Annotated in this window: 16 protein-coding genes; 5 read left to right on the plus strand and 11 right to left on the minus strand. The window is 40.9% G+C overall.

Annotated elements, in window-relative coordinates; translation table 11 throughout:
• Positions 1-28 precede the first annotated feature (28 nt).
• Positions 29-1066 carry a glycosyltransferase family 2 protein gene (locus TZ91_RS09285; RefSeq protein ID WP_407829557.1) on the minus strand — a complete coding sequence of 346 codons (1038 nt, stop codon included), beginning with the start codon at positions 1064-1066 and terminating at the stop codon, positions 29-31.
• A gap of 150 nt (positions 1067-1216) precedes the next feature.
• Here TZ91_RS09285 and TZ91_RS09290 point away from each other — a divergent pair, with 150 nt between their 5' ends.
• From TZ91_RS09290 to TZ91_RS09310, 5 genes are all read left to right on the plus strand, one after another.
• The gene (locus TZ91_RS09290; RefSeq protein ID WP_033687541.1) at positions 1217-2383 is read left to right on the plus strand and encodes a CynX/NimT family MFS transporter; all 1167 of its coding nucleotides are present in this window, start codon (positions 1217-1219) and stop codon (positions 2381-2383) included.
• Between the two features lie 138 nt (positions 2384-2521).
• A complete protein-coding gene (locus tag TZ91_RS09295; RefSeq protein WP_033687542.1) occupies positions 2522-2848 on the plus strand; it encodes a PadR family transcriptional regulator in 327 nt (108 codons plus the stop codon).
• Positions 2835-3428, plus strand: a complete 594-nt coding sequence (locus TZ91_RS09300; protein ID WP_000198699.1) for a DUF1700 domain-containing protein — start codon at positions 2835-2837, stop codon at positions 3426-3428. Before TZ91_RS09295 ends, TZ91_RS09300 begins: the two co-directional genes overlap by 14 nt.
• Positions 3421-4335, plus strand: a complete 915-nt coding sequence (locus TZ91_RS09305) for a DUF4097 family beta strand repeat-containing protein (protein WP_033687545.1) — start codon at positions 3421-3423, stop codon at positions 4333-4335. Before TZ91_RS09300 ends, TZ91_RS09305 begins: the two co-directional genes overlap by 8 nt.
• A gap of 62 nt (positions 4336-4397) precedes the next feature.
• Positions 4398-5462, plus strand: coding sequence for a DUF6574 domain-containing protein (locus TZ91_RS09310; protein WP_033687546.1), 1065 nt, complete (start codon positions 4398-4400; stop codon positions 5460-5462).
• On the opposite strand, the gene TZ91_RS10720 is transcribed toward TZ91_RS09310, so the two are convergent.
• The 10 genes from TZ91_RS10720 to TZ91_RS09360 all read right to left on the minus strand — a co-directional run bounded on the left by TZ91_RS10720 (position 5459) and on the right by TZ91_RS09360 (position 15595).
• Positions 5459-5611 (minus strand): hypothetical protein, encoded by a 153-nt coding sequence (locus TZ91_RS10720; RefSeq protein ID WP_000692984.1) that lies wholly within the window; start codon positions 5609-5611, stop codon positions 5459-5461. The genes TZ91_RS09310 and TZ91_RS10720 overlap by 4 nt on opposite strands.
• Positions 5612-5685: 74 nt before the next feature.
• Positions 5686-6546, minus strand: coding sequence for a DUF4299 family protein (locus TZ91_RS09320; RefSeq protein WP_033687548.1), 861 nt, complete (start codon positions 6544-6546; stop codon positions 5686-5688).
• A 121-nt stretch (positions 6547-6667) separates the two neighbouring features.
• Entirely contained in the window at positions 6668-7654 is a 987-nt protein-coding gene (gene trhO / locus TZ91_RS09325) for an oxygen-dependent tRNA uridine(34) hydroxylase TrhO (protein WP_001030024.1), read from the minus strand.
• A gap of 131 nt (positions 7655-7785) precedes the next feature.
• Entirely contained in the window at positions 7786-8082 is a 297-nt protein-coding gene (locus tag TZ91_RS09330) for a bacteriocin immunity protein (RefSeq protein WP_033687549.1), read from the minus strand.
• A gap of 67 nt (positions 8083-8149) precedes the next feature.
• Positions 8150-8839: a CPBP family intramembrane glutamic endopeptidase gene (locus TZ91_RS09335; RefSeq protein ID WP_023947356.1), complete on the minus strand. Its 690-nt coding sequence runs from the start codon at positions 8837-8839 to the stop codon at positions 8150-8152.
• A gap of 232 nt (positions 8840-9071) precedes the next feature.
• Complete coding sequence (locus TZ91_RS09340; protein ID WP_000800391.1) at positions 9072-10556, minus strand: ABC transporter substrate-binding protein; 1485 nt, start codon at positions 10554-10556, stop codon at positions 9072-9074.
• 104 nt (positions 10557-10660) lie between these two features.
• Positions 10661-11584: a carbohydrate ABC transporter permease gene (locus tag TZ91_RS09345; protein WP_000818353.1), complete on the minus strand. Its 924-nt coding sequence runs from the start codon at positions 11582-11584 to the stop codon at positions 10661-10663.
• Between the two features lie 13 nt (positions 11585-11597).
• Positions 11598-12527: an ABC transporter permease gene (locus tag TZ91_RS09350; RefSeq protein WP_001032152.1), complete on the minus strand. Its 930-nt coding sequence runs from the start codon at positions 12525-12527 to the stop codon at positions 11598-11600.
• A 324-nt stretch (positions 12528-12851) separates the two neighbouring features.
• A complete protein-coding gene (locus TZ91_RS09355; protein ID WP_033687551.1) occupies positions 12852-14732 on the minus strand; it encodes a beta-N-acetylhexosaminidase in 1881 nt (626 codons plus the stop codon).
• Complete coding sequence (locus TZ91_RS09360) at positions 14726-15595, minus strand: ROK family protein (RefSeq protein WP_033687552.1); 870 nt, start codon at positions 15593-15595, stop codon at positions 14726-14728. The genes TZ91_RS09355 and TZ91_RS09360 overlap by 7 nt, the downstream gene beginning before the upstream one ends.
• Between the last annotated feature and the right edge of the window lie 46 nt (positions 15596-15641).

Raw genomic sequence — 15641 nt, forward strand, 5'->3', positions numbered from 1 at the left:
TATTGTAGCACATTTTAATTTATTTGGCTTATTTTTCCAAATAAATTACTGTTCCCTTGTACTCTTTCTTCCATTTAAATCCTCTAATCAAACCTACAATCGTTCCAAGGCCATAAGCACAGTGAATGGAAAATAAAAGAAAGGGCATCACAATTAGAAATCCATTTTTATGTTTTAATAAAGTCAGCAAAGTGAGTAATGACAAAAGTAGAAAATAGGCACCTAATTGTAAAGTTATGAATACGAATGTGATCGGTAACAATGCTAGACTAAACACAAGACTCAAAACAAATAAACAAGGAACATAGTGAAATAATGATAAACACTTAGGCTGAACATGACTTGTCAAGCCAATCCACAAACCATTTGAATACTTTTGATGCAGCATTTTCTTGAATGTTGGTCGAATATACTGATAAGATAGAATACTTGGGCTATAGCGGATTTTATAACCATGTTCTCGAATTCTATAATGAATATCATTATCTTCAGTTCGGCCAAGTTGCTCATTTACTAAACCAACCTTCTGGAAAACCTCTCGTTTATACATCCCATGAAAAATAGAAGAAACATATCTATCCTCGGAACTCTTTCGATAATTGGCAATGCTACTGCCAAACATATTTTCCTCAACAAGATGCAAGGTCTCTGCCCATTTTCCTTTTCCTTCAACAATCGTCGGTCTAGGTCCCCCACAGACTGATTCACCTTGTTGAATAACAGCCACATTATTCATTACAAAACTCTCAGTAACTTTTGAATGAGCATCAATTTTTAAAATAAGGTCTCCTACAGAATGTTTAACGCCCAAGTTAAAACCACTAGCTTGATTTTTCTTAGGATTGTTATACAATCTAATTGAGTTAAACTCTGTATCTTCTTTTATAAATTCCTGAATGATAGCTGTGGTCCCATCCGTGGACATAGCATTTATAAATAGAATTTCAATATTTTCTTTAGGATAGCTTTGATTTTTTAAGTCTTCAATTAGACCAGGCAGATATTTTTCTTCATTGTATGCACTGATTACAATGGATACGAGAAGACTTTCAACATTTTGAGTCACTACTACTCTCCTGAATTTTTCCTTCCACTATTTTATCATAATTTTCAAGACTTTCCCATTTTTATCTTGAAAGCCCAAAACCTTACTTGACATTATAAGGAAAAAACCTTAAAATAAGCTGTTATTAAAATCAGCTAGAAGAGGTATTATATGAAAAAGCAATCACTCTTTTTTGTTCCAGGTATTATCCTGATTGGTGTTTCCTTGCGGACTCCTTTTACTGTTTTACCCATTATTTTAGGAGATATTTCGCAAGGACTGGGAGTAGAAGTTAGTTCGCTTGGTGTCTTGACCAGCCTTCCTCTCCTCATGTTTACCCTCTTCTCACTCTTCTCTACCCGACTGGCTCAAAAAATCGGCTTGGAGCATCTCTTCACCTACAGCCTCTTCTTCTTGACCATCGGTTCTCTCATTCGACTAATCAATCTGCCCCTGCTCTATCTAGGAACCTTGATGGTTGGGGCAAGTATCGCAGTCATCAATGTGCTGCTTCCTAGTCTTATCCAAGCCAATCAACCAAAGAAGATTGGTTTTCTGACCACCTTATATGTAACCTCTATGGGGATTGCAACGGCTCTGGCCTCCTATCTGGCTGTACCTATTACACAAGCCAGTTCTTGGAAAGGACTTATCATCCTCCTCACCCTGCTCTGTCTAGCAACTTTTTTGGTCTGGCTCCCAAATCACCGCTATAATCACAGACTGGCTCCACAAACCAAACAAAAAAGCAAAACAAAGGTCATGCATAATAAACAGGTCTGGGCAGTTATTGTCTTTGCAGGTTTTCAATCCTTGCTCTTTTACACCGCTATGACTTGGCTACCTACCATGGCCATCCATGCAGGTCTATCCAGTCACGAAGCTGGCTTGCTCACTTCTATCTTCTCTCTGATTAGCATTCCTTTTTCAATGACCATCCCAAGCCTGACAACCAGCTTGTCTACTCGCAACCGTCAGCTCATGCTCACTCTGGTTTCACTAGCTGGTGTGTTCGGCATTTCCATGCTCTTTTTTCCAGTCGGTAATTTCTTTTACTGGCTTGCCATCCATCTCCTCATCGGAACCGCAACCAGCGCCCTCTTCCCCTATCTCATGGTCAACTTTTCACTCAAGACAAGCGCCCCTGAAAAGACAGCCCAATTGTCCGGCCTATCTCAAACAGGAGGCTATATCCTGGCAGCCTTTGGGCCAACCCTCTTTGGTTACAGTTTTGACCTTTTCCACTCTTGGGTACCAGCTGTAGCTGCCCTCTTGCTCGTCGATATCCTGATGACTGTGGCTCTCTTTACAGTGGACAGAGCTGATAAAATCCTCTAAACTTCTAGTTTTTCCTAGAAGTTTTTTATATATAAAAATTTTACACATATTTCTTGACAGGGCTTTCTTTTAGATGTACAATGTATGTATAGAAAAATTATATATAAAAATCTTACACATTAGAAAAGGAGGTTCCCCATGTACTTTCCAACATCCTCTGCCTTGATTGAATTTCTCATCTTGGCCGTACTGGAGCAGGATGATTCTTATGGTTATGAGATTAGCCAAACCATTAAGCTGATCGCTAATATCAAAGAATCTACACTCTATCCTATCCTAAAAAAATTGGAAGGCAGTAGCTTTCTGACAACCTATTCTAGAGAGTTCCAAGGTCGCATGCGCAAATACTACTCCTTGACAAATGGTGGTATAGAACAGCTCGTGACCCTAAAAGATGAATGGGCACTCTATACAGACACCATTAATGGCATCATAGAAGGGAGTATCCGCCATGACAAGAACTGAATACCTGACTCAGCTAGAACTCTATCTCAAAAAACTGCCTCAGGCTGACCAAATTGAAGCCATGGACTATTTCAGGGAACTCTTTGACGATGCTGGAGTCGAAGGAGAAGAAGAACTCATCGCTAGCTTGGGAACTCCCAAAGAAGCGGCCCACGAAGTTCTCTCCAATCTTCTCGATAAAAAAATCAATGAAGCACCCGCTCAAAAGAATAACCGACAAATTTTGCATATCGCCTTGTTAGCTCTCCTTGCAGCCCCCATCGGTATTCCTCTGGGAATCGCCATCCTCGTGTCCCTGTTCGCAATCTTTGTGGCAGCCTTGACTGTCATCTTGGCTTTCTTTGCGGTTTCCATACTAGGTATCATCGGCGGTTTCCTATTTTTAGTTGAAAGTTTCACTGTCTTAGCCCAAGCTAAATCAGCCTTTATCTTGATTTTTGGTTCTGGTTTACTGGCTATCGGTGCTTCTTCGCTGGTTTTATTAGGTATTTCCTATGTAGCTCGCTTCTTCGGTCTACTCATTGTTCGCCTGGTGCAATTTGTTCTCAAAAAAGGAAAGAGAGGTGACCAGCATGCGTAAATTGACAAAAGGATTTCTCATTTTTGGTGTGGTGACTACCGTTATCGGATTTATCCTGCTCTTTGTAGGCATCCAATCTGACGGAATCAAGAGCCTACTTGCCATGTCCAAGGAACCTGTCTATGATAGTCAGATGGAAGAGCTGACCTTTGGCAAGGAAGTCGAAAACCTAGATATTACGCTCCACCAACACGCGCTCACCATCACAGACTCTTTCGATGATCAAATCCACATTTCTTATCATCCATCTATTTCTGCTAACCATGATCTTGTCACAAATCAAAACGACAAAACTCTAAGCCTCACTGATAAGAAACTGTCTGAAACTCCATTTCTCTCTTCTGGAATTGGCGGGATTCTCCATATCGCAAGTAGCTACTCTAGTCGTTTTAATGAAGTTATTCTCCAAGTTCCAAAGGGAAGAAGTCTAAAAGGGATCAACATCTCAGCAAATCGCGGTCAAACCAGTATCACTAATGCTAGTCTTGAAAATGCGACCATCAATACCAATAATAGCTATCTCCTCCGAATTGAAGGAAGTAGTATCAAAAACAGTAAACTCACAACACCAAATATTATCAATATCTTTGATACAGACCTTACAGATAGTCAGCTAGAGTCAACAGAACATCACTTCCACGCTGAAAATATCCAAGTTCACGGCAAGGTGGAATTAACTTCTAAAGACCATCTCTCAATCACTCTGACGCAAAAAGAAAGCCAACGAATTAATTGGGACATCTCAAGTAACTATGGTTCTATCTTACAAGCTACAAGAGAAAAACCTGGATCAAAATACACAGAATTAAGTAACCCTTACAAAACTGAAAAAGCTGGTGTCAAGGATCAACTCATTGCTAGAGCTGATAATGATATCATTCTAGTATCCACACCAATCAGACGTTGACAAAAGCGCTTACATCTGCTACTATGGAAGCATATTTATCTAACTAAAAAGGAGGTTCTACCATGAAACAAGAATGGTTTGAAAGTAATGATTTTGTAAAAACAACAAGCAAGAACAAACCTGAAGAGCAAGCTCAAGAGGTTGCAGATAAGGCTGAAGAAACGATAGCCGATCTCGATACACCAATTGAAAAAAATACTCAAGTAGAGGAGGAAGTCTCTCAAGCTAAAGTCGAACTTGAAAGCCAGCAAGAAGAGAAAATTGAAACGCCTGAAAACGATGAAGCGAGAACAGAAATAGAAGAAAAGAAAGCATTAGATTCTACTGAGGAAGAGCAAGACCTTTCTAAAGCAACAGAAAAAGTCACTATAGCTGAAGAGAGTCAAGAAGCACTTCCTCAGCAAAAACCAACCACGAAAGAGCCCCTTCTTATCAGTCAATCCTTAGAAAGTCCCTATATCCCCGACCAAGCTCCAAAATCTACGGATAGATGGAAAGAGCAAGCGCTTGATTTTTGGTCTTGGCTAGTGGAGGCTCTCAAATCTCCTACAAGCAAGCTTGAAACAAGTAGCACACACAGTTACACAGCCTTTCTCTTGCTCATTCTGTTTTCTGCGTCTTCCTTTTTCTTTAGTATCTACCACATCAAACAAGCCTACTATGGACATATAGCAACTATGCATAATCACTTCCCTGAACAATTTGCTTCATTAAATCTCTTTTCGATTATCTCTATCCTAGTAGCAACAACGCTCTTCTTCTTTTCATTCCTCTTGGGTAGTTTCGTCGTGAGACGATTTATCTACCAAGAAAAGGACTGGACGCTAGAAAAGGTTCTCCAACAATATAGTCAACTCTTGGCAATTCCAATCTTCCTCACTGCTATTGCTAGTTTCTTTGCCTTCTTTGATAGCCTGCGATTTACAGCCCTCTTGTGTGTGATTAGCATTGGAATCATTCTGCTTGCCAGTCTCCATATCATTACAAGACCAAGTCAATCAAGTGAAACCGACTCCTTCTATCAGTTATTCTTGTCTGTCCTTGTGAACGGAGTCATTATCCTCCTCTTCTTTGTAGCTGAAGTGGCACTAATTGGAGATTATCTCCGTATCTTGGCCTTTCTTTAAACTTCATACTCTTCGAAAATCTCTTCAAACCACGTCAGCTTCGCCTTACCGTATGTATGGTTACTGACTTCGTCAGTTTCATCTACAACCTCAAAACAGTGTTTTGAGCAGCCTGCGGCTAGCTTCCTAGTTTGCTCTTTGATTTTCATTGAGTAGCAATCCTGTCTTTCATGGCAGGATTTTTTCTATGTCAAAAAAGCAAGTCGATTGACCTGCTTCTGATTTACTCTTCTTGTGCTAATGCTTTAAAATCTTGTCCTAGGATGGGTTGTATTTCTAATTGATTGGCATCTAATTGGTGGTAAGATGCTGATGATAATGACTCTAGGAATTTTGCATAGTCCAAGCGGGCAATGGCTTCATAGTCTTCTGGTTTAGAGCCGTCTCCTGTAATTTGAACCAAGTCAATCTCCCACTGAACTTCCTTATCCACCAATTGCTCAATATAGGATGCAGGAACAAATGGTTCTCTCGGTAAAACCGTCTTGACTCCTTGAGCCAAATGGTAAACGCCATGCACTTGTCCTTCTCCATCCTGATAGAAGGAAACTCTTGCAAAGTAAGCGTCTGTCTCTTGAACCGCACGTACACGTGCTTCAAACTGTGCCAAGCCATCTGCCTCTAAAAGGCTTTTCAAGTCCTCATGACTAAAGAAAACAGGATTAAAAATTCCTTGGCAAATCGTAAAACGGGCTGCAGTGTCTGTCAGATGGGCTTGAATACTTGCTTGGAAATAAGCTTCAAAATCAAAACCATCTAGTCCTTCAATCTCAGTTCCTGTATAAGCAAGCAGAGCATCTAAAAATGATTTGATAATCTGCCAGTCTGTCTTCGTGAGTAGGTCAGGAAGATCGACACGGTAAGCCTTTTGACCATCAGCATAACTGACCTTAAAGAGAAATTGTGATTGCCCCACTATCGCACACTCGATATACTCGAGACGATTAAGAGGCTGACGGAGATAGACGGCATCATAGCTATGTGACTCCAAACCATCTACCAAGGCCAAGATAGACTTGGCAGTCAAAATTTCCTGTTCTCCTAAAATGCTCTGTTTATTTGGAATAAAAAATGTTTTCACCATAACTGAACTCCTTTGAAATCGTTTACATATAGTATACCCTATTTTCCTGAAAGATACAGAAACAAACTTTAGATTTTTTAGTAAAAAGCATAGAAAAACAGCCCCTAAGGACTGTTTAATATTATACTGTAGCTGCTTGATCCAAGCTTTCACCGATAGCGGCTAGGCGCTCGACAACTTCAGCTTGTGTCAATTCATTTTCTGAAACATAGCGGTTACGTGGGTGAACACGGCACTCGTGTGAACATCCACGAAGGTATTTGTCTTCATTTTCTTCTGATGTCAAGATACGACGGTTACAGAATGGATTTCCACAGTTGACATAACGTTCACATGGTGTTCCATCAAACCAGTCTTTTCCTACGATAGTTGGGTTGACATGGTTAACATCTACGGCAATACGCTCGTCAAAGACGTACATTTTCCCATCCCAAAGTTCACCTTGGACTTCTGGGTCTTTACCATAAGTTGCGATTCCTCCATGCAATTGGCCAACATCTTTGTAGCCTTCACGGACCATCCAGCCTGAGAATTTCTCACAGCGAACGCCACCTGTACAGTAAACCACAACACGCTTGTCCATGAATTTTTCCTTGTTATCACGAACCCACTGTGGCAACTCACGGAAGTTGCGGATATCTGGGCGGATAGCCCCACGGAAATGTCCTAGGTCATACTCATAATCGTTACGTGTGTCAAGGACAACGGTATCTTCGTCAAGAAGGGCTTCTTTGAACTCTTTTGGAGACAAGTAGGCACCTGTTGTTTCAAGTGGGTTGATGTCGTTGTCAAAGTCGTTGTCTTCCAAACCAAGGTGGACAATTTCTTTTTTGTAGCGAACGAACATCTTCTTGAAGGCTTGTTCACTTTCTTCGTCAATCTTAAACCAGAGGTCTTCCATGCCTGGGAGGCTGTGAACGTAGTCCATGTATTTTTGAGTTGTTTCGTAGTCACCTGAAACTGTTCCGTTAATTCCCTCGTCAGCGACTAGGATACGGCCTTTAAGGCCGATTGATTTACAGAAAGCCAAGTGATCTGCAGCAAATTGCTCTGCATTTTCAATTGGAGTATAAAGGTAGTAAAGTAAGACACGAATATCTTTTGCCATAAGATTTGTTCTCTTTTCTATTCTTAAATTTTCAGAATTTTTCATCTAACTATACTAGTATACCTGCTTGAGAAAACGAATGCAATTTATTTGACTGGAAATTGTAGAAAGGTGCTTATCCCTGCACTTCATCAGTAACCATAGCGAATAGCAGATAATTCTCTCAATTTTTTGATCTGCTCGGATTGACTTTCTGATAACATCAGCTTATTGTCAATCAACACACGTGAGATGTCAACATTCATTTGACTCAATATAAATGGGGTAGAGGTCCCATCGTCCTCTAATCGCCTTTTATAACTTACTAACAGATTTTTCAAAGGAGTCAGTTGAGGCGTATTGTTTATACCTTCCAGTAGATAATCAATGATAATCATGGCTTCACAACGTCTTTCGCTGCCTCCGGCAAACCATTTTAATGGTGTCATACTCATTTACCTCCTGAAATTCGTTTATAAATTGAAAAACTATCATTCCTAACTCTCGCGCCAGTATTTACCCAAACACCCTCTGTAAAAAAGTCAGCAAAAATGGTAATGTTGCAAAAATATTATTAATCACATGCACCGCATAGGATGGATAAATGCTCTTGGTATAGCGGGTCAAACTAGCAAAGATGATGCCAGATGTTGCAAAGACGAAGATATCTAACAAACTAGGCAGGCTTGAAAAATGAGGAAGAGCAAATAAAATTGACGGAAGAAGCAAATCAAGGCCAAATCTCGAATGCTTAAAAAAAGCGTGTTGCAGTAATCCTCTATAGATTAGCTCTTCCATAAGTGGAGTCAGAAAGAACAAAGTTATATAGATACCTAGCTCAGCAAAGTTGGTCCCACTATAACCGATCAATACAGCCCAACCTTCAGCAGTTGACTGAACATGTTTAGCTGTCTGAACGTTAAAAGAGATCTGGAGCACTACCACTAGTACTGTCAAAATCGAATACCAAAGCCATTTTTTTCTCGGAATGCGAAAAAGATAGCCATGGCCTGTCTTAACCAGAATCCAAATCATGACTCCGCTAAATAGCAAACTCAAGAGATTTTGAATCCAGACGAAATTGCCAATCTGGGAAGAAAATTGCCAATAATTTTGAACAATAAGCGTCAGCTGAGAAAGACCAAATACGAAAAATAGGTAAGAGAAAACTGCACTAATTTTGAATAGAAGTTGATACTTCTTCATATGAACTCTCCTTTGTAAACTCGAGACATCTCTAATATAAGCTATATTTTCCTAAATCCTTACTCCAAATCCTAAATGGTATTTGAGATTTCCTGAATGGTTAAACAGCGATAAGAAAACACAGATATCTATGCTCTCGTTTCAAAAAATCACTGCCTCCCCCAGATAAGCCTGAGGAAAACAGTGATTCAATTTTTAGGAATTAGGAATGAATACACGAAATCAATTGATCTTATGATTTTTTGTTTTTCAAGAATTCATCATATTGTTTTTGCATTTCGTTCAATACTTTATCGTAAGCACCTTCAGATTTCAATTTTTCCATCAATTCTGGAATAGCTTTGTCTGGGTCTACAGTACCAGTGTTGATAGCTGTATCGAATTGTTGCATTGTGTTAGAGATTGCTGAGATTTCAGATTTCACATTGTCAGTGTTAAAGATGAATCCAAGTGCTGGAGATTCTTTAGCTTCAGCCAATTGTTTCTTAGAATCTTCGATTTGTTGGTCTGTAACGTTTTCGTTGATGTAAAGGATCCAGTTGTTACCAGTGTTCCATCCACCCATGTGAGTGTTTCCTTTGTAGCCATCAAGGACTTTAACACGGTTTTCTTTACCTGGAATTTTTTCCCAGTTCTTGCCTTCTGGACCATAAACAAGACCATTCAAGAGTTCTGGGTTAGTGTTCAAGAGGTTCAACACTTCCATTGATTTTTCTTTGTTCTTAGAGTTGTTTGAGATAACAAAGTTAGCAACTTGTGTTGTTTGGTTTTTCTTGATGAAGTTAGTGATTGGTTTGATTTGGATGTCTTTGTTTGCAACACGTGAAAGCAAGCTGTTACCGTAGTCAGCTGGTCCTACTGTTTCTTCACGAACGAACCAAGTATCTTGTTGAAGGTCAAATGAAGTATCGCTTGTTGCTACGTCTTTTGGAATGTATCCAGCTTCATAGAATTTGTGAAGAGTCTTCAAGTGTTCTTTAAAGCGAGGCACTTCGTAACGGTTTACGATCTTAGTAGTGTCCCCTTCAAGGTCGATAACGAATGGAAGTCCATTTGGAACTGGGTAGTCAAAGTTATCAGATGGGATAAAGTTCTTAGTAACCGCAAATGGCACTACATCTGGAGCTTTTTCTTTGATTTGTTTCAAGACTGGTTCAAGTGTTTCATATGAAGTGACACCTGAAATATCGATACCGTATTTAGCAAGAAGAGTTCCGTTGAAGGCGAAGTTTTGAGATGATGCAACGTTGGCTGCAACTGGAACTGCGTAAATTTTACCGTTAATGCTGTTACCTTTGATGTAAGCTGGGTCAAGTGCTTTATAAAGCTCTGCTCCTTCTTTCTTATACAAGTCAGTCAAGTCAGCATAGGCACCTTTTTGAGCATTTACAACATAGTTAGATGCAAAGGCGATATCGTAGTTTTCACCAGATGATGTGATAACTGACATTTTCTTATCATAGTCACCCCATCCAAGATATTGGATATCCAATTTAGCACCAACTTTTTCACCGATGATTTTGTTAGCATTTTCTAGCAATTCATCCAAGTTATCTGGTTTGTCACCTATTTGGTACATTTTGATAACAGTTTTTTCACCTGAAGCTGAGTCAGCAGCTTTTTTGCTGTTACCTGAAAGGTTTCCACAAGCAGCGAGACCAGCAGCCAAAGCGACTACGCTAGCAGATGCAAAAGCATATTTTTTCCAGTTTTTCATGACAAAAACTCCTTTTTTTTATTTTTAAACTTATAAACAATGTAATGATCTTAACTTCACGCAAGGGAAGTTTGGAAATGAGAAATGATTTTTCTCGACAAGTACTATTCTTTCACACCACCGATAGTCAAACCTTTTACAAAGTAGCGTTGGAAGAATGGATACAGAATCGCGATTGGAAGGGTTGCGACCACAACCATGGCCATACGACCTGTTTCTTTTGGAAGAGCAACTCCCAGTTGACCAGATAGACCGACTGCTTTGGCGATGTAGTCCATATTTTGCTGGATTTGCATGAGCAAATATTGCAATGGATACAAGTTGTCACTCTTGATATAAAGAAGGGCATTGAACCAGTCATTCCAGAAACCAAGAGCTGTTAAGAGCGTAATGGTTGCGATACCTGGTAGTGACAATGGTAAACAGATTTGGAAGAAGATCCGGGCTTCACTGGCACCATCGATACGAGCAGATTCTAGAATGGCTTCTGGAATGGTCTTCTTGAAGAAGGAACGCATCAAGATGATGTTAAATGGTGAGAGAAGCATTGGAACAATCAAGGCCCAAACAGTATCACCAAGTTGAAGTAAACGAGTTACCACGATATAGCCCGGTACCAAACCAGCATTGAACAACATACTAAGAAGTGCAAAGATTGTAAAGAATCTGCGATACTTAAAGGTTGTCCGTGAGATAGCGTAGGCATAGGTTGTTGTGATAAAAACGTTTGTGATAGTCCCCACCACTGTTACAAAGACTGAGATGAAGAGGGCTTGGAGGATTTTATCCTTAAACTGTGCCAAAAATTCAAAACCGTCTAATCCAAATTGGGATGGGAAGAAGCTATATCCATTTTGGAGGATACTCTTTTCATCTGTCACCGAAATAACGATAACGAATACAAAGGGTAGGATACAAGAGAGGGCAACCAAACCAGAAATGGTACTAAAGAAGATATCCGCTTTCTTACTGAAGGAGTGAATGCCGACATTATCAATTTTTTCTTTTTTAATTTTCTTTTCTGCCATATTCTCCTCCTTTCTAGAACAAGGCTGAGTTTGGATCAACTCGTCTTGCCAGTAAGTTTGATAGGATAACCAGAATCAAGCCAACAACTGATTGGTAGAGACCTGCTGCTGAAGCCATCCCGATATCCGCTGTCTGAGTCAAGCCATTATATACATATACGTCCAAAACATTGGTTACGTTATAAAGCTGACCAGCATTGTGGGGGATTTGGTAGAAGAGACCAAAGTCTGCACGGAAGATGTTTCCGACTGCAAGGATGGTCAATACAGTTACCAATGGTGTCAACTGCGGAATGGTTACATTGCGAATTCGTTGCCATTTGCTGGCCCCATCCACTGTCGCTGCTTCGTAGTAGGTTGGATCAATTCCCATGATTGTCGCATAGTACATGACACTGCTATATCCAAAACCTTTCCAAATACCTAGGAAAAGTAGAAGATATGGCCAGATACCCAAGTCAGCGTAGAAATTGATTTCCTTCATTCCGATAGACTCTAGGAAATGGTTGAACACCCCTTTATCAATGTTTAGGAAGGCATCTGTAAAGAAACTGATGATAACCCAAGACAAGAAGTAAGGGAACAACATGGAAGTTTGGAAGATCTTGACCATTCTCTTAGAACGGAGTTCACTGAGAATAATAGCAATCCCTACAGATACAATCAAACCAATAAAGATAAAGCCTAGATTGTAGAGGACGGTATTTCGTGTGATGATAAAGGCGTCTTTTGAACTAAATAAGAATCTGAAATTATCGAGTCCGACCCATTTACTATTCACGATACTATCTATAAAACCATTACTGGTCATGTGGTAGTCTTTAAAGGCAACCACGTTCCCAAATACTGGAATGTAGAAGAATAGAATCAACCAGAGTGCCCCTGGCAAAACCATTAAGAGAAAGATCCAGTTGTCTCTCAAGGTTTTTGAAAACTTATTCATAATTTCCTCCCTTTTTTATTTTGATATCCATCTAAAAATTCCTTTTTAGATTTTTGATAACGATTACATTATTAGTATACTCCTATTTGAAGGTTAGGTTAAACTACTAATTATAGAAAAAACTCCACAAATTATTTTATGTGGAGTACTTTTTTAAGAAAGGGATGTTTCACGAGAAACACTCTGAGTAAGGCAAGATGTTCTTGTTTTTATACTCAATGAAAATCAAAGAGCAAACTAGGAAGCTAGCCGCAGGTTGCTCAAAACACTGTTTTGAGGTTGCAGACGGAAGCTGACGTAGTTTAAAGAGATTTTCGAAGAGTATTAAGTTGTATAAATCGTCGAAGCTGTCGCAATAGTATGCCACTGGTTGGCTGTTGTGGCTGCGAATCCCTTGTCTGCGTAAAAGTCTGTAAATGGCAGGATTTCCACTTCTAACTCATCGATACGGTCCAGCTGACCAGCCAGATAAGCTTCGATACGGCTTTCTGCTCGCTTAATGCGTTGCAAGAGTCCGCCCATGCGGATATCGACCGTATCCAAGCCAAAGACCTTGTTTTCTTTCAGCCATTGGTGGCTAAAGAGGGCATGGAAGTGTTCGATTTGGCTTCTAAGTTTTGGTAATTCTTGTCTTGCGATTGCTTGCAGACTTTCCTTATCGTTTACTTGATAGGCCTGACGAATGCGTCGTCCCACATCCACTTTGCTACTTAAAATCTGGTTCAACTGGGCCTGAGTTTCAAAGAGGTAGGCATAGTTGCCAGCTTTTTCTTTAATGTTAGCAAGCGTCTCAGCAGCCTGAGCGAAGTGCGGTTTGTCCTGTTCAGGTGTCATGTGCTGGTCAAGTATCGGACAGAGAACATCCTGATAAAAGACATAGCGGTTGGGATTGATGCCACTGAGATTGCCTGGTAGGTCTGGTAAAAGGTTGGCTAGGTCAATCTGCATGAAATCCTCAACTGATAGACCTGTATTAGTCTTGAAGTGTGCAGACAAACGGTCTAGGTCATTGCGGTAGCTGAGTTCTGCCCAGATTTGCAAACTTGGTAGGATAGAAAACTGAGCGGTCTCGCCACCATTGTCTCCCCAACCAGTTACGATAACTTCTTTGATATCATTGGCACGACAGGCTTTATTGGCTTCAAGAGCAATGAGGCGGCTGAAATGGTTGTTGGGTGTGAAACCAATCCACTTCCAAGCTCCCCCTGCAAAGGCAAGATCATGGCTAATCTTATGATGATTGCGGAAATTGCGGTTGTATTTTTCCTCGCTATCCTGATAATAGTCCCAGTAAACCAAGGTCACACGATCTTTGAGACGGTCTAGGTAGACACGAGTTTCTTCTGGAATTTCCACATCACGGTCGTACTGGCCATCTGCTGACATAAGTTTAAAGAACATATCGCTCCACATCTGGCAGTGGAAACCATATTTGTCAGCAATATCCAGCACGCGCTCCAAGTGTTGGCACATGAGGAGACTACGATCCACAACACCGTTCAGAATCAAGTAGCGTCCCAAACCAACCAAGTGGGCTTCGTCCATCCCGATATTGACCTTGCGAGTTTGTAGTTTAGACAGAGTAGCAAACATACCATCAATCAGGTCATAAACCTTTTCTTCGCCGATAAGAAGGATATCCTCTACATCACGGAGCTCCTGGACTTCTTTGACACCCCATTTGACAAAGGCTGACAAGTGGGCCAAAGTCTGGATGCAGGGCACAAAGGTCATGTCAAACTGCTGGGCATAGGCTTCAATTTCCTGCAATTCCTCAGCTGAGTAGGCTCCACGGAAATAGCCAAAGTAAGGCTGCCCTTCAATCTGGTAGGTGTCTTCCATGTAAAGCTCAAAGGTTGAGTAGCCCATGAGAGCCAAGACCTCAATCATCTGCTTGGCAGCAGCCACATTCAGCACCGCATTTCTCGAACAGTCTGCCATGTAGGCTAAATCTTCATAAGCTGCTTGTTCCTCAATCTCTACCTTGTCACCTTCTGCTAGGGATGTTGCCAACAGGGACAAGGCACGATAAAGTTGGTGAGGTTTGCGGTAGGTCAATTGATAGTGACCACCCTCACCCTTGATAGAGATAGAGGCTTGGTCAGACTGAGCGACAGCTACCTCTACATCTGGTAGAGAAATGTGCTTTTGAAGCAACTCTATAGCTTGATGTTGTTTACTGCTAATTCCTGTAAATCTTACCATTGGTTTTCCTCCTGTAGCCAGTTGACAAGGGCACCGTAGAGATTAGCATCTGCATGATAGGTGCAGGCTTGGATGACTGGTGCGACCGTGTATTCTTCGTAGGTTTCGACAAATTCATCGACAGCTTTTTTGACCCCTTGGATAAAGTCAGGGTTTTGGCTGATGGAGCCACCTAGGCTAATGACATCTGGGTCGATGAGATACTGAATATTGAGCAAGCCTTGCGCCAGATTGCGGTTCATGCGCTCAATAGCTTCTTGACAAAGGGTATTTCCTGCTTCGGCCTCTTGGTAAATCTTGCGACCGTCCCAGTCAGTCTGACCAGATTTTTCAATCACGTATCGCACCATATTCCCAGTTGACGCTAGTTGCGACCAGTTATTGAGTTTTTCCGCAGGGGCAAGGGTGGTCATATAACCAAATTCCCCACCCAGGCCGTGGCGACCTCGATGAAGTCTACCATTGATAATCATGGCTCCGCCAATCCCTGTCCCAATCACGACACAGGCTGCATTTTCAAGTTCTGGATGAGCTAGCAATTCACTGAGTCCAACGCAGTTGGCATCATTTTCCAGATGAACAGGAATCTGATAAGAGCTAAGCGCTTCATACCAAGAAAATCCGTGAATGTAGGGCACCGCACTGAAGCCATCAATCACACCTGTCTCTTGATTGACCGCGCCTGGAACGCTCATAGCAATCCCACTGTAATCCTGCTCTGACAAACGTTGATCTAGCCAAGCTAGTAAGTCCTCCAAGTTTTCAGGCGTTGGAATACTTGTCTTATTCAGTATTTTCCCATCAGGAGTCAGACTGGCAAACTTAATTCCAGTCCCTCCGATATCAATCGTTGCAATGGTCATTGTTTTTACCATAAAAAGGGGCGAATCAGTAGTTAGTTCTTACCTT

The organism is Streptococcus mitis (genome assembly GCF_000960025.1).
Classification (GTDB): Bacteria; Bacillota; Bacilli; order Lactobacillales; family Streptococcaceae; genus Streptococcus; species Streptococcus mitis_DH.

What these genes read in the sequence shown, in the direction of transcription:
- TZ91_RS09300 (WP_000198699.1), top strand. Translation starts at nt 2,835, where the DNA reads ATGACAAGAACTGAATACCTGACTCAGCTAGAACTCTATCTCAAAAAA.
- TZ91_RS09360 (WP_033687552.1), bottom strand. Translation starts at nt 15,595, where the DNA reads ATGACCATTGCAACGATTGATATCGGAGGGACTGGAATTAAGTTTGCC.
- TZ91_RS09350 (WP_001032152.1), bottom strand. Translation starts at nt 12,527, where the DNA reads ATGAATAAGTTTTCAAAAACCTTGAGAGACAACTGGATCTTTCTCTTA.
- TZ91_RS09305 (WP_033687545.1), top strand. Translation starts at nt 3,421, where the DNA reads ATGCGTAAATTGACAAAAGGATTTCTCATTTTTGGTGTGGTGACTACC.
- TZ91_RS09345 (WP_000818353.1), bottom strand. Translation starts at nt 11,584, where the DNA reads ATGGCAGAAAAGAAAATTAAAAAAGAAAAAATTGATAATGTCGGCATT.
- TZ91_RS09320 (WP_033687548.1), bottom strand. Translation starts at nt 6,546, where the DNA reads ATGGTGAAAACATTTTTTATTCCAAATAAACAGAGCATTTTAGGAGAA.
- TZ91_RS09295 (WP_033687542.1), top strand. Translation starts at nt 2,522, where the DNA reads ATGTACTTTCCAACATCCTCTGCCTTGATTGAATTTCTCATCTTGGCC.
- TZ91_RS09310 (WP_033687546.1), top strand. Translation starts at nt 4,398, where the DNA reads ATGAAACAAGAATGGTTTGAAAGTAATGATTTTGTAAAAACAACAAGC.
- TZ91_RS09290 (WP_033687541.1), top strand. Translation starts at nt 1,217, where the DNA reads ATGAAAAAGCAATCACTCTTTTTTGTTCCAGGTATTATCCTGATTGGT.
- TZ91_RS09340 (WP_000800391.1), bottom strand. Translation starts at nt 10,556, where the DNA reads ATGAAAAACTGGAAAAAATATGCTTTTGCATCTGCTAGCGTAGTCGCT.
- TZ91_RS10720 (WP_000692984.1), bottom strand. Translation starts at nt 5,611, where the DNA reads ATGAAAATCAAAGAGCAAACTAGGAAGCTAGCCGCAGGCTGCTCAAAA.
- TZ91_RS09355 (WP_033687551.1), bottom strand. Translation starts at nt 14,732, where the DNA reads ATGGTAAGATTTACAGGAATTAGCAGTAAACAACATCAAGCTATAGAG.
- trhO (WP_001030024.1), bottom strand. Translation starts at nt 7,654, where the DNA reads ATGGCAAAAGATATTCGTGTCTTACTTTACTACCTTTATACTCCAATT.
- TZ91_RS09330 (WP_033687549.1), bottom strand. Translation starts at nt 8,082, where the DNA reads ATGACACCATTAAAATGGTTTGCCGGAGGCAGCGAAAGACGTTGTGAA.
- TZ91_RS09335 (WP_023947356.1), bottom strand. Translation starts at nt 8,839, where the DNA reads ATGAAGAAGTATCAACTTCTATTCAAAATTAGTGCAGTTTTCTCTTAC.